The following is a 14,095-nucleotide window of genomic DNA, read 5'->3' on the forward strand; positions in this document are numbered from 1 at the left end:
GGGCGCGAAGGTCGACCCCCACTCCGTCGAGCTTCGCTCGACACCTCTCCCCCGATCGACGGGGGAGAGGAAAGGGCCGGGCAATGAGCGGCGGCGACTGATCTGAGATGATTGTCCCAGATAGACATACGAGCGGCAACCGATCGCCGCGCACAATTCAATGAAGAATTGGGAGGCTGAGATGACCGACAAGGTGAAAGTGCTGGTGATTGGGCTGGGCAATATGGGCGCGTCGCATGCCAGCGCCTACCACCGGCTGGACGGCTTCGAGATCGTCGGCATCATGAGCCGCACGATCAAGAGCAACACAAAGATCCCGGCGGAATTAGCCGGCTATCCGCTCTACGAGGATTTCGATCAGGCGCTGAAAGAGACCAGGCCGGATGCCGTTTCCATCAACAGCTGGCCCAACACCCATGCCGAATATGCGCTGAAGGCAATCGACGCGGGCTGCCACGTGTTCATGGAAAAGCCGCTCGCCACCAATATCGAGGATGCCGAAAAGGTCGTCGCTGCGGCCCGCGCCAAGAACCGCAAGCTTGTGCTCGGCTATATCCTGCGCGTCCACCCGTCCTGGATCAAGTTCATCGAGGTCGGCAAGACGCTCGGCAAGCCGCTGGTCATGCGCCTCAACCTCAACCAGCAGAGCAGCGGCAGCGCCTGGCACTGGCACAAGAACCTGATCGATTCGCTGATCCCGATCGTCGATTGCGGTGTCCACTATGTCGACGTGATGTGCCAGCTGACCGGCGCCAAGCCGGTGCGCGTCCACGGCATCGGCGTCAAACTGTGGGCCGACGCCGCCAAGCAGAATTACGGCCATCTGCACGTTACTTTCGATGACGGCTCGGTCGGCTGGTACGAGGCGGGCTGGGGGCCGATGATGAGCGAGACCGCCTATTTCGTGAAGGATGTGGTCGGCCCCAAGGGCGCGGTCTCCATAGTCGCCGGCCAGCAGGCGAGCAGTGCGGCCGAACTGGCTGAGGTATCGAACTCCGCCGACATCGATCGCCACACCAAGACCGATGCGCTCAAGATCCACTACGCACAGGTCGACGGCGACAAGAATTTCAGCAAGCCGGACGAGATCGTCAGCATGGAGGACGAACCCGGCCACCAGGAGCTTTGCGACCGCGAGCAGGCATTCTTCCTGCGCGCCATCCGCGAGGATCTCGATCTGACCGAGCAAATGGATGCCGCGGTCAACAGCCTGCGCATCGTGCTTGCCGCCGAGCAAAGCATCGCGGAAGGGCGGACCGTCGAGCTGGCCTGAGGCCTAGCTCCGCCTTCTCCCCTTGTGGGAGAAGGTGGCCGCCCACGGGTCTTGCGTCCGGCAAGCCCGAGGACAGGCTCCGCGGCCGGATGAGGGGTGTTCCAGCTTGGCACCGACTGCACTCCGTCCAGCACCCCTCAACCGTCTTGGCGCTACGCGCCAATCCACCTTCTGCCACAAGGGGAGAAGGAAGAAGGAGCGCCCGTTCGGGCACGGCAGAACGAGGGAGAGAGACATGGCCGAAATCACCGACAGCTTCCTGGAAACCTACGCCGAATCCGACGCGCTGGATCTGGCCGAGCTGGTGAAGCGCGGCGAAGTCTCACCGGCCGAGCTTGTCGAGGCGGCGATCACCATGATCGAGCGACTCAACCCGGCGCTGAACGCGGTGATCCACCGCCTGTACGAGATGGCGCGGGCTTCGGCTGAGACGGTCGATAGAAGCACGCCCTTTGCCGGCGTGCCATTCCTGCTCAAGGAACTGGGCTCGTCCTGGACCGGAGCGCCCAACACCAACTCCTGTTCTTTCCTGAGAGATGTCGTCGCCGATTTCGACACCGAAGTGGTGCGCCGCATGAAGGCGGCGGGCCTGGTGCTCGTCGGCAAATCCAATGCGCCCGAGAATGGCTGGTCGATCAGCACAGAACCCAAGCTTTACGGCGCGACGAAAAACCCTTGGAAGCACGGCATCACGCCGGGCGGCTCGAGCGGCGGCGCGGCCGCAGCCATCGCCTCGCGCATGGTGCCGATCGCCGAGGCCAGCGATGGCGCCGGCTCGATCCGCATCCCGGCCTCCTGCTGCGGCATCGTCGGCCTGAAACCGTCGCGCGGACGCGTCAGCCTGGCGCCCTTCGGCGACTATTGGTATGGCGGCGCCTATTTCCTGTGCTGCTCCAGGACGGTGCGCGACACGGCGGCCTATCTCGATGCCGTGGCCGGCGCGCTGCCGGGCGATCCCTATACGCCGCCGGTGCCGGGCGGCAGCTGGCTCAGCCTCTCGTCGCGTGCACCGAAGAAACTGCGCGTCGGCTTCACCGTCACGCCGCCATACGGCACGGCCATCGACCCAGAGGTCAAGGCCACGGTGCTGGCGACGGTCGCCGCGCTCGAGCACCTCGGGCACGATGTCGAGGAGCACGACATGCCGCTCGACGCCAATGCGGTGTGGAAAACCTACACCAACATGACCTGCGTGCAGACGGCGGCAACCTTCGGCTATCATGAAACGGTGATCGGCAGGCCGGTGACGCCAAGCGACGTCGAGCCGGTAACCTGGGCGATCATCGAGCGCGGCCGCGCAACGAGCGGCATCCGCCACATCTCCGACGTCGAGACGATCCGGCAAATCGGCCGCGACATCGTCGGCGATCTCGCGTCCTACGATCTCTTCATCACCCCGACCTTGACGCAACTGCCGAGGCCGTTGGGCTATTACGACATGTCGGAACCGGACATCGACCGCTACAATGCGAAGTGGACGGACGCCGTCTTCGCCTTCCCCTTCAACATCTCCGGACAGCCGGCGATCTCGCTGCCGCTTGGCTGGTCAGCCGGCGGCGTACCGATCGGCGTGCAACTGATCGGTCGTTATGGCGACGAAGCAACGGTGCTGGCCGTTTCCGCGCAGCTGGAACGGGAGATGCCGTGGAAGGATCGGCGGCCGAAGGTGAGGGGGTAGGTCTCGTTCGCCCTCGCCATCACCTGTTCCGGGGAGCGGTGGCGTTGCGCCTCGCGCGGCTCCCCTTCTCCCCTTGTGGGAGAAGGTGTCGCCGAAGGCGACGGATGAGGGGTGCTCCAGCATGGCACCGACCGCACTCCGTCCAGCACCCCTCAACCGTCTTGGCGCTGCGCGCCAATCCACCTTCTCCCACAAGGGGAGAAGGCGAGGTAGGTCAGCCCGTGCCTCGCGCGCGCTGCCGATCCGAACCGCCATCCAGCCATGCGATGTCGTCCGGCGAAAGCGCAATGTCGAGCGCCCGCAGACTGTCCTCCAACTCGTCGAGCGTGCGCGGTCCGATCAGCGGGACGGACGGGAACGGCTGGGCCAGGACATAGGCGAGCGCGACATGGATCGGGCTCTTGCCCAGTCTGTTGGCGAGCTCGATCGCCCGGTCGCGGCGGCCGAAATTCTTCTCCGAGTACCAGACCCGGACCAGCTCTTCATTGTCACGCTGGTCGCGCCCGGCGCGGCCGGTGAAGAAACCCCGCCCTTGGCTCGACCAGGCAAAGTTCGGCATCTGCCGGTCGGTCAGCCAGGCCTTCCATTCATCGCTCGACGATGTGACGCAACCTGGCCAGATCGGCACCAGCATTTCGGCCAGCGAAAAATTGTTCGAAAGCGCGCCAGGCTTTTGCTTACCGGTCCGCTCGGCATAGGCAATAGCCTCGTCCATGCGTTCCCTTGTCCAGTTCGAGCCGCCGAACGGACCGCGAATGCGGCCAGCCCTGACCTCCCTGTCCATCGCGTCGACGAATTCGTCGACCGGCACGTCCGGATCGTCGCGGTGCATGAAATAGACATCGACATGATCGGTCTGCAGCCGGTCGAGCGACTGGGTGAGCTGCTTGCCGATCACATCGGGATAGCAGAGCGGGGTGTGCGCGCCCTTGCCGATGACCACCGCTTGCTCACGCACGCCGCGGTTCGTCAGCCACTGGCCGAGCAGCGTTTCGGTGTAGCCGCTGCCATAGATATAGGCGGTGTCGAAGACGTTGCCGCCGTCTTCGAAATAGGCATCGAGCAGGATCATGCCCGAGGAGAACGTGCGAAAATCCTCGAAGCCGAGCGCCAGGCACGAGGCCGGCCGCGGCAGGCCCGGAATTTCGCGCTTCGGGATCGCGGTGCCGCCGGAACGCAGCCGCCGACCGGAGATGGTGTTGAGGCGTTTTTCGGGCTTCTCGATCTCGTATTCGAGGCCGATCGCGGCGCGCCATTTGTCGAGCACGCGCAGATTGCCGAGACTGTCGGCCCAGCCCATGCCCGGCCAGGCAAACTCCTGCTTCCCGGCCAGGATGGCCTCGCCGGCGGCGTCGACCTCGAAAGCGTAGAGCCAGCGGTCTTCCCTGACCTCGACTACCTCCTCCCCGCCCGGCCGGATGATGCGGATTTCGCCAGTGCCGCCTTCCCTGCCGCTCGCATACCAGAAATCCGCGACCTCGATGCGACCCTTGGTGCCGACGATGCGCAGGACATTGTCCTGCGCCAGCGAGATGCCGCAGGAAACTTCGGCGACGATGCCACTGGGAAAATGCAGGAGCGCCGAGGCCCATTCGTCGACGCCGGACTGGCCGAGATGCGCAGCGCCGACCACCTTGTCCGGCTCGGCGAAGGGCGTTCCGACCGCCGCCCCGGCAATCAGCCGCGCCATCGAAACGGGGTAGCCGCCGACGTCCAGAATGCCGCCGCCAGCGAGGTCGTTGGCGTAGAGCCGGTGCTCCGGCATGAAATCAGGCATGGCGAAGCCGAAGCTCGACTTCACCATGCGCACCTCGCCGATCGCGCCGGACCTGATCAGCTCGACCAGCTTTGCCGTCTGCGGATGCAGCCGGTACATGAAGGCTTCGCCGAGAAAGGTACTGGCCTTGCGCGCCGCATGGATCATCGCATCGGCCTCGAAGGCGGTCAGCCCCATCGGCTTTTCGCAAAGCACATGCTTCCCGGCCTCGGCCGCCTTGATCGCCCATTCGGCGTGGCTGGGATGCGGCGTCGAAATGTAGATCGCATCGACGTTCGGGTCCGCGAGCAAAGCCTCGTAGCCGTCGAGGATGCGGGCGCCGGGGAAGTTTTCAGCGAGGCCTGATTTGCCGGGATTGCGCGCGGCAATGGCAACCAATGTGCCGGTGCGCGAATGTGCCACGCCGCCGGCAAAGGCCTTGGCGATGGTGCCAGGCCCGAGAATGCCCCAGCGGATGGGCGCGATTGAAGTCATTGTCATTCTCCTGGGATTTGAGACGAGCTGGCCGTCAGCGCAGCCGCCGTCCGTTGTCGTCGAATAAGTAAGATTTGCGGATGGAAACGGTGATCTCAGGGGCGTCGGGCACCTCGGCCGCGTCGCGCTGGATGACGATATCGTCGCCAGCCGCAGTACGGGTGTAGAGAAAGCTCGTGCCACCCAGATGCTCGACCACGTCGATGGTCACAGAAAGGTCGGCGTCGCCCTTTCCGGCATGACCGAAATGTTCTGGGCGAACGCCCACCACTACCTTGCTTCCCGGTTCGGGCACCGGGCCATTCAGCGGCTGTGTAAGACGCGTCCCGCCTGCCAATTCGACCGTCACGCCGGAAGCGCTGTGCCCCAGGACCCGAGCTTTGATGAAGTTCATCTTCGGCGAGCCGACAAAGCCCGCGACGAACTGATTGTCGGGGTCACTGTAAAGATCGAGCGGCCTGCCGATCTGCTCGACATAGCCGTCGCGCAGCACCACGATCCTGTCGGCCAGCGTCATCGCTTCGGTCTGGTCGTGCGTCACATAGATCATGGTGACGCCGAGCTCCTTGTGCAGGCGCGAGATCTCGACCCGCATCTGCACCCTGAGCTCGGCATCGAGGTTGCTCAGCGGCTCGTCGAACAGGAACACTTGCGGCTCGCGCACGATGGCGCGGCCGATGGCGACGCGTTGGCGCTGGCCGCCCGACAATTGCCGCGGGCGGCGCTTCATCAGCTCGGCGATGCGCAGGATCTCGGAGGCCCGCTTCACCCGCCGCTCGGTGTCGGCCTTCGGGTTGCCGTTCATCCTCAGCCCGAAGCTCAGATTCTGCTCGACACTCATATGCGGGTAGAGCGCGTAGGACTGGAACACCATGGCGATGCCGCGATCGGCCGGCTCGACGTCGTTCACCACCTTGCCGCCGATGGCGATCTCGCCGCCGCTGATGTCCTCGAGCCCGGCGATCATCCTCAGCAGCGTGGACTTGCCGCAGCCGGAGGGGCCGACAAAGACGACGAATTCGCCGTCATTGACGTCGATGTCAGCGCCGTGAATGATCTGAAAGCCGCCGAAGCGCTTGACGACATTTTTGAGTGTGACCGCTGCCATGCTGATCCTATTTGATGGCGCCGGCGGCAATGCCGGCAACGAAATGGCGCTGCAAGAGCACGAACACGACGAGCATCGGCACGGTGAGCATCACGGCGCCCGCCATGATGCCGCCCCACGACACTTTGGTGAGGCCGATCAGCGTGCCGAGCGCCACCGGCGCCGTCATCGCGCCGGGCTTGGAATTGATCAGCAGCGGCCAGAGATAGTTGTTCCAGGAGGCAAGGAACAGGATGATGGCGAGCGCCGCCAGCATCGGCCGCGCCAGCGGCAGCGCTACGAACAGGAAGATCCGCCACTCCTTGACCCCCTCGACCCGAGCGGCGTCGAACAGATCGCCCGGCATCATCGAGAAGCTCTGCCGCATGAACAGCACACCGAGCGAATTGAAGAGCGGCGGCACGATCAGCGCCACCCAGGTGTTGGCGAGCTTGAAGTCGCGCGCCACCATGATGAATTGCGGGATCAGCACGACAGCATAGGGCAGCGTGATGGTGCCGAGGATGATGGCGACGACCACGCCCTTGCCGAAGAACTGGTAGCGCGCCAGCGCCCAGCCGGCCATCGAGGTGAGCAGCACCGACAGGAACGTGTAGGTCACCGCCACCGAAACGGAGATGCCGATGGCGCCGATGAAATTGGTGTCGCGCTGCAGATTGTTGACATTGTCGAGGAAACTGCCGTGCGGCAAAAGCTCGATGCTGGGGCTGAATATGCCTCTGTCGGGCATAGTCGAGAAAATCACCATCATCCACAGCGGAAACAGCCAGATCAGCGCCAGCGGCGTCAGGAAGAGATGCAGCGCGATGCTGCGCCCCAGTTTTGAAGAGGAACGCGAGCTCATTTCGGGTCCCTCGTCAGCCACAGTTGCACCAGCGAGATGGCGATCGCCAGCCCGGCCATGGTGTAGGCAATCGCCGAGGCGTAGCCGAAATTGAGCGACCTGAAGCCTTGGCGGTAAAGCAGCAGCCCGAGCGTTTCAGTGCCGCCGCCCGGTCCGCCGCGTTCGGTGATCAGGAACGGCTCTGTGAACAGCTGCATGGTGCCGATGATCGACAGCACGGCGCAGAATACGATGATCGGCTTGAGCAGCGGCAGGGTGATGTAGAAGAACTGCTTGAGCTTGCTGACGCGGTCCAACGTCGCCGCCTCGTAGACATCCTGGGGGATGGACTGCAGGCCGGCGAGCAGGATGATGGCGTTGTAGCCGGCCCAGCGCCAGGTCACCGCGATAATGATGACCGCCATCGCCGGTGTGACGTTGGAAAACCAGTCGATACGGGGCAGGCCGACGCTGTTCAGCAGCTTGTTGATGATGCCGTAATCGAGGTTGAACATCAGCCGGAACACCGCCGAATAGGCGACTTCGCCGACCACCACCGGGGCGAAGAAGGCGAAGCGGAACAGGCCACGGGCTTTCAGCAGCGGCGAATTTAAAAGCACCGCCATGACGATCGCCAACGTGATCATCACCGGCACCTGGATGACGAGGATGAGCAGCGTGTTCTTCAGCGCATTGAAAAACGCAGGGTCGCCGATCAGCCGGCCCCAGTTGAAGGTGGGGGCGAACCGCCACGGCACGGTGCGCGTCGCCTGGAAGGAGATCAGGAACGAGCCGATGATCGGCCACAGCCAGAAGATGGAGAAGATCAGCAGGTAGGGCGCGAGGAAGCGATATGCCGTGGCGTTCTGATAGCGCATCGTTGCCTCCTTCTCGCTTCTAGGTTTACCGGCCTGAGTTTCCTTCTCCCCCTGTGGGAGAAGGTGGATTGGCGCGCAGCGCCAAGACGGTTGAGGGGTGCTGGACGGAGCGCCTTCCATGCCAAGCTGGAACACCCCTCATCCGTCGCCTTCGGCGACACCTTCTCCCACAGGGGGGAGAAGGGAGAGCCGTGCAGATCACTCTTTGGCCGGCAGGCCGGTCGCCGAGGCGATCTGGCTTGCGGCATCGTCTAGCGCCGCCTTGGCATCGGGATAGCCGCCGCCCAGATATTTGGTCTGCACCGCGCGGACGATGATCTCCGCGTCGCTCTGGAACGGGGTGCCGCGGCTGGGGACGACTTTGGGCAAGGTGCCGAGGATGTCCTTCCACACCGCCTGGCCGCCCCAATAGGGCTGGCCTTCGGAGACATAGGGATCGTCGAGCGCCGAGATCAGCGACGGCACGAGGCCAAAGCCCTTCAGCATCGCTATCTGGCCCTCATTGGTCGCGAGCGAGTATTTCAGGTAGGCGTAGGCGGCCTCCTTGTTGTTGGACACCGAGGTGATGGCGAGTGACGAACCGCCGAGATTGGCGGCGCGCGGGCCGTCGGCGGTGAGGCTCGGCATCAGGTAGACGCCCCATTTGCCGCTGCCGTCGGGCGATTCGGTGCGTATGGTGCCCTCATACCAGCCGCCATACATCTGGGTGGCGACCTTGCCGGCGGTGTTGTTGGTGATCTTGGTGCTCCAGTCGGCCGAGGTGATGATGCCGGCGTCCTTCATCTCCTTGATCTTGGTCATCGACGCCACACAGGCCGGTTGATTGACGGTGATCGACTGCCCATCGGCGGCGAAATAGGCGCAGCCCTGCTCGTTGGCGATCATGCGGAAGAATTCGGAGTCGCCGTTGAAATCGGCGTTGGTCATCGTCACGCCGGGATTGGCGTCCTGGATCTTCTTGCCGGCGGCAATGAAATCGTCCCAGGTCTTGATCGACGCGGGATCGACGCCGGCCTTCTCGTAGAAGTCGCGGCGATAGTACATCGCCACCGGGCCCGAATCCCATGGCATCGCATAGGCCTTGTCTTCCACTTCGAGTTCGGTGCGCTTGAAATCGGGGAATTTTGCCTGGTCTTCGGCCGTATAGCCCAGCGTGTGAAGGTCGACGAAGCAGTCCGGGAACTGGCTCCAGTAGTTCTCGGCCTCGCCGTTCTCGATCGTCACGACATCCGGCAGCCCCTCGCCGCCGGCGGCGCAGCCGGCGATCGACTTGTCGTAGGTCGGCTGGTTGCCGAGATCCTGGACCGTGACCTTGACGTCGGGGAACTGCTTGTTGAAGCCTTCTATAGTGGCCTTCAGCGATGAAGCGGCGACGTTCCAGCTCCAGATCGTGATTTCGCCGGACTGCGCAAAGGCCGGGGCTGAGCCCAGGGCAAGCGCGAGCGCGGCGCAGGTCAATGTGATGCGCATCGAAATCCTCCCATTTCATTTGCTCTCTCTTCGCGAGCATGGCTAGACTAGGCACTGGCGAAGGCTTGTCCGCGACAAAGGGAATAAAGAATTGGCGGAAAGTAAGATGCCGGAAAGACCGTTTTACCAGCCTGGCGCCAGCAGCGTGGAGGGCCTGCCGCTGCTCCTGCAGACGTTTCACAATCATCCCCTGGTAATGCTCAAGCCGCATTGGCATGCCCAGGTCGAGGTGAACTTCATCATGTGCGGCACTGTCCACTACCGCATGAACGATCACGAGATCTCGCTTTCGGCCGGCGACATGTGCCTGTTCTGGGGCGGCCTGCCGCATCAGATGATCGATGCATCGGACGATGCCGTCTTCGCCGGCGCGCATCTGCCACTGGTGCATTTCTTCCGGCTGCATTTGCCCGCTGATATTCGCAACCGGCTGATGACGGGCGCGACATTGGTGACCAATGCCACCGATCGGTCCGACAGCGACAATTTCGAGCGCTGGAACCGCTATGTCCGGTCAGGCGATCCAGCCAAGGCCGAGCACGCCGTGAACGAGCTGTTGCTGCGGCTGGAGCGGGTGCGGTTCGAGCCCTACCGGCTCGCCCCCGAAACCTCGATCGAGCAGGAAGCAGGCAATCCTTTCGATCAGCAATCCCTGCGCAATGTCGGGCGCATGTGCGACTTCATAGCGGAGAATTTCCTCTACGAGATCGACTGTGTGGACATAGCGGCGACGGCCGATATCCATCCCAAATACGCCATGAGCATCTTTAAGAAATCGACCGGCATGACGCTCAACGAATATGTCAACCTGCTGCGGCTCAGCTACGCGCAGGCGCTGCTGATGCACCAGGATGCCAACGTGCTGCGCGTCGCGATGGACTCCGGCTTCGGCTCGCTCAGCGCCTTCAACAAGTCGTTCCGCAAGCTGGCCGGCATGTCGCCGTCGGATTTTCGCAGAGGCGCTGGCGTCAGATAGTCCCGGGTTGAAATGCCGTCATGGTTTGCGTTATCAGCAAGGGGTGAGACTAAAAGAATATTTCTATCTGCTTGGATTGAAGCCAAGAACACGCGTTTACGGCCACTCGATACAAGTCATCGATCTCCCGAAAGACGGGAAGATTGAATTCGCTCGCTGGAAGAACCCGCGCGGGGCAGACCTCGATCTCACCCAGGGCGAAATCGATGACCTGCGGACGTTCCTGAGCGATGGCGACGTGGCGATCGACGTTGGTGCCCAGGTTGGCGACAGCACGATACCGATCGCCCTCGCCTGCGGGCCGCAGGGCCTGGTCCTCGCTTTCGAGCCGAACCCTTTTGCCTTCACGATCCTCGGAGCCAATGCCGCGCTCAACCCTTGCAGACTGAATATTTTTCCGATTCCTTACGCGGCGACGCCGGAAGATGGGTCGTTCGTCTTCGACTACGGCAACCCGGGATTTGAGAACGGCGGCGACCACACCGGCGTGTCGCGGTGGAAGCACGGGAGCGCTTTCAGTATCCCGGTCGAGGGACGGCGAATTGAGCCGTTGATCCGTGCCCGGCTCGGCCAGCGCATCAAGCGCCTGCGCTACATCAAGACCGATGTGGAGCAGCATGATCTGTCGGTTTTGATCTCGATCGGCGCGCTGATCGACGAATGCCGGCCCTACATCAAGTCCGAGGTCAATCACAACCTTTCGATGGACGAGCGGGTGCGGATGCACCGGTTCTTTGCCGACAAGGGCTACGATGTCCGCCTGGTGGGGCCGACGACGCTGTTCGGTCCGAAACTCACCGAAAACGATCTCGGCAGGAAGAAAAATTTCGACATGTTCGCGGTTCCCCGGAACTGACGCCGCTGGCCCTTCCAGTGCGTCGCGTTTGGTGCGTGCGGCGGTATGGTGGCCGCCAGCGGGTTTTGATATCGTCTAATGACCCGTGATGTGGTCTGACGTTTGCGGTCCGACATTTCTCTTGAGACAGGCCGTTCGGAATTGCGGGACAGTTTTCAGCCAGTGCGCGAGGGACCTCGGTTTCGGCCGGATATACAGGGGCTGCGTGGTCTCGCGGTCGCTCTGGTCGTGGTTTTTCATCTGTGGCCGGATGTTCTTCCCGGCGGATATGTCGGCGTCGACGTCTTTTTCGTTATTTCGGGCTATCTCATCACAGGCTTGCTTGCGCGAACAGCAATGCGCGACGGCCGGATCTCGCTGATCGAATTCTATTCCCGGCGAATCCGGCGGCTTCTGCCAGCAGCAACCCTGGTGCTGCTTGTGACGCTGTGCGGGACGTTGTTTTTCCTCTCGAAGGCGCGCTGGGAGGAAACAGCCAACCAGATCGGTGCCAGCGCCCTTTATGTCCAGAACTGGCGGCTGGCCTCGATCGCCGTCAGCTATCTCGATGCCGACAGCCTGCCGAGCCCGGTACAGCATTACTGGTCGCTCTCGATAGAAGAGCAGTTCTATATCGTCTGGCCGCTCCTCATGGTTGCGGCAATCTGGCTGGCGCGTCGCCTAGGATTCCCGCTGAGACTTTCATTGATCGGGGCATTGTCGCTCGTGTTCACCGGGTCGCTGATCGTGTCGGTGATCTTGACCGAGATGGACCCTGCCCAGGCTTATTTCGTGACCCAAACGCGCAAATGGGAATTGGCGCTGGGAGGGCTGTTGGCCCTCACCGGACACGGGTTTCGACTGGGAGCGTTCGCACGACAGTCATTGGCGGCGGTGGGCGTGGCAGGCATCCTCGCATCCGCCCTGTTGTTCTCCGCGTCAACGCCTTTCCCAGGCGCAAGCGCCTTGCTGCCGACCCTCGCTACCGTTCTTGTCATCCTGGCCGGCGAGGTTGAACGCGGTCGGTTTCGCGGGCTTGATTCGAAAATGCTTCGCTTCATCGGCGACCGGTCGTACTCGATCTATCTGTGGCACTGGCCACTGATCATTTTCTTTCTGGCGCAGGGCTACTCCGTGTCGCTGGTCAACGGTCTTGGGCTGATTGTGCTGACCACCGCACTATCGGACTTGTCTTATCGATATGTGGAACAACGATATCGAGAGGCTCGCGCCCGTGTCGAATGGAAACCGCTGGGATACGGCACTTTTGCGATACTTGCTTGCGTGGCGGTCTCCGGCGGCCTGCTCTATTCCCTACGCACCGAAAGCATCGACACGGCCTTGATTGGGACGCCTTCCTATCCCGGCCCGGCGGCATGGCTCAGCCACGCCCCCGTTCCGGACGATGTGAACCTGCTCCCTCCCCTCGCCAGGCTGAAGCGAGACTTGCCGGTCGCCTATCTGTCGAAGTGCCACCAGGAGGAAGGTGCAGAACCGACAAAATGCTCTCTCGGCGATCCGGCCGGTGCGAGGGCCATCGTCCTCGTGGGAGATTCTCATGCCGCCCAATGGATTCCGGCGCTGGACAAGATTGCCAAGGACCGCAAATTCAGATTGATCACCTTTACGAAGTCCGCCTGCCCATTCAGCCGTGTCCCGATCGTCGCCTATGGCAAACCCTACGTGTCTTGTGCCGAATGGCGGGAGAACGTGCTCGCCGAGATCATCAAGCTGCGGCCGTATCTGACATTTACCAGTCAATCCGGCTACAGTGCCGTTCCGCAAGAACAGATGGTTGAGGGGTTACGGAGCCTCTGGAGCAAACTGACGCAGACAGGCTCGCAAATCGTCGCGATCCGCAACACGCCCTATATCAGGTTCGACCCCGGCGATTGCTTGAGAACTACGCCAACGAAATGCTTCACCAAGCGCAGTGAAGTTGAATCGAACAGCACGTTTGCCTTGGCAGCAAAGTCGCAGAAGAATGTGGTCTTCGTGGATATGACCGATGCCATATGCGGCCCGCTCCTATGTCCTGCAGTCGCAGGCAACATCATCGTCTGGCGCGACCTTCACCATTTGACGGCCAGCTATTCGCTTGCCTTGGCCCCCTATCTGGCATCGAGGGCCGGCCTTTGAAAGTCGGGCGTCGATGCCGTGTCGATCCCCGCTGGTGCAGTTGAGCGCCCACGCAAAAACGCACCACCGGCCGGAGCCGGTGGTGCTCTCTGGACAGTCTGTAGGGGCAGGACCGTCCAGCGATCCCCGAGGATCTGGGCTCAATGTGGGCTCTTCCTTGACCCATGGCATCGGCCAAACAGATGAAGGAGCCCGCCAGCCGGGCAAGAATTTTCGATAGTTGCGGTGCGCCGCCGCGGACGCACGAATTGCAATTTTATTCGGCTGCGTCAGGAATTTCGCCGGATGTGTCGTCGGAAGACTCTGCCGGGTCGGCCTCTCTTGCCAGGAACTTGTCCAAGGCTGCCTGCAAGGACAGGGTGGCCTGCGGTGAGGCCGGCGTCGTCGAAACGACGCCCATTGCATGAGCAATTCCCCTCGTCGTCTTATCCTTAGCCGCCGCAGAAGTTGCGGCTCCGTGTCCCTGCGATCCGGCCCCGCCAGAGTTTCCGCCGTTGCCGTTGCTTCCGCCGTTACCGTGCCCGCCGCCATTGCCGCCGGGCCCGGCGAAGACCGGAGACGCGACAAGGGCGAGAGCGGCGACCGTTGCGAACAGACTGGTTCGAGTTTTCATGGTTTCTCCTTACGAATCGCCGTCCCGCCAGGTTGGTTCTGGATCATAAAT

General features: G+C 62.5%; 11 protein-coding genes. 5 read left to right on the plus strand and 6 right to left on the minus strand.

Annotated features, from left to right (window positions below; genetic code table 11):
• The first annotated feature begins 181 nt into the window (after nt 1-181).
• Together CIT25_RS12520 and CIT25_RS12530 are read left to right on the plus strand one after the other, a co-directional pair.
• The gene (locus CIT25_RS12520; protein ID WP_095485108.1) at nt 182-1,273 is read left to right on the plus strand and encodes a Gfo/Idh/MocA family protein; all 1,092 of its coding nucleotides are present in this window, start codon (nt 182-184) and stop codon (nt 1,271-1,273) included.
• A 235-nt stretch (nt 1,274-1,508) separates the two neighbouring features.
• Nucleotides 1,509-2,951: an amidase gene (locus CIT25_RS12530; RefSeq protein ID WP_095484809.1), complete on the plus strand. Its 1,443-nt coding sequence runs from the start codon at nt 1,509-1,511 to the stop codon at nt 2,949-2,951.
• A gap of 214 nt (nt 2,952-3,165) precedes the next feature.
• Here the strand turns inward: CIT25_RS12530 and CIT25_RS12535 are convergent, their stop codons facing one another.
• The 5 genes from CIT25_RS12535 to CIT25_RS12555 all read right to left on the minus strand — a co-directional run bounded on the left by CIT25_RS12535 (nt 3,166) and on the right by CIT25_RS12555 (nt 9,481).
• On the minus strand, nt 3,166-5,202 hold the full coding sequence (locus CIT25_RS12535) for an aldo/keto reductase (protein WP_095484810.1): 2,037 nt from the start codon (nt 5,200-5,202) through the stop codon (nt 3,166-3,168).
• 34 nt (nt 5,203-5,236) lie between these two features.
• Nucleotides 5,237-6,310: an ABC transporter ATP-binding protein gene (locus tag CIT25_RS12540; protein WP_095484811.1), complete on the minus strand. Its 1,074-nt coding sequence runs from the start codon at nt 6,308-6,310 to the stop codon at nt 5,237-5,239.
• Between the two features lie 7 nt (nt 6,311-6,317).
• Entirely contained in the window at nt 6,318-7,154 is an 837-nt protein-coding gene (locus CIT25_RS12545; RefSeq protein ID WP_095484812.1) for a carbohydrate ABC transporter permease, read from the minus strand.
• The gene (locus CIT25_RS12550) at nt 7,151-8,011 is read right to left on the minus strand and encodes a carbohydrate ABC transporter permease (protein WP_095484813.1); all 861 of its coding nucleotides are present in this window, start codon (nt 8,009-8,011) and stop codon (nt 7,151-7,153) included. The genes CIT25_RS12545 and CIT25_RS12550 overlap by 4 nt, the downstream gene beginning before the upstream one ends.
• Nucleotides 8,012-8,209: 198 nt before the next feature.
• Entirely contained in the window at nt 8,210-9,481 is a 1,272-nt protein-coding gene (locus CIT25_RS12555; protein WP_095484814.1) for an ABC transporter substrate-binding protein, read from the minus strand.
• Between the two features lie 106 nt (nt 9,482-9,587).
• Between CIT25_RS12555 and CIT25_RS12560 the strand changes: the two genes are divergently transcribed.
• The 3 genes from CIT25_RS12560 to CIT25_RS12570 all read left to right on the plus strand — a co-directional run bounded on the left by CIT25_RS12560 (nt 9,588) and on the right by CIT25_RS12570 (nt 13,431).
• Nucleotides 9,588-10,457 carry a helix-turn-helix domain-containing protein gene (locus CIT25_RS12560; RefSeq protein ID WP_095484815.1) on the plus strand — a complete coding sequence of 290 codons (870 nt, stop codon included), beginning with the start codon at nt 9,588-9,590 and terminating at the stop codon, nt 10,455-10,457.
• 43 nt (nt 10,458-10,500) lie between these two features.
• The gene (locus CIT25_RS12565; protein WP_158302543.1) at nt 10,501-11,313 is read left to right on the plus strand and encodes an FkbM family methyltransferase; all 813 of its coding nucleotides are present in this window, start codon (nt 10,501-10,503) and stop codon (nt 11,311-11,313) included.
• 162 nt (nt 11,314-11,475) lie between these two features.
• A complete protein-coding gene (locus tag CIT25_RS12570) occupies nt 11,476-13,431 on the plus strand; it encodes an acyltransferase family protein (RefSeq protein ID WP_158302544.1) in 1,956 nt (651 codons plus the stop codon).
• A 256-nt stretch (nt 13,432-13,687) separates the two neighbouring features.
• Here the strand turns inward: CIT25_RS12570 and CIT25_RS35780 are convergent, their stop codons facing one another.
• Nucleotides 13,688-14,044, minus strand: coding sequence for a hypothetical protein (locus CIT25_RS35780; protein WP_101954468.1), 357 nt, complete (start codon nt 14,042-14,044; stop codon nt 13,688-13,690).
• Between the last annotated feature and the right edge of the window lie 51 nt (nt 14,045-14,095).

This window comes from Mesorhizobium mediterraneum, from assembly GCF_002284565.1.
Lineage (GTDB): Bacteria > Pseudomonadota > Alphaproteobacteria > Rhizobiales > Rhizobiaceae > Mesorhizobium > Mesorhizobium mediterraneum.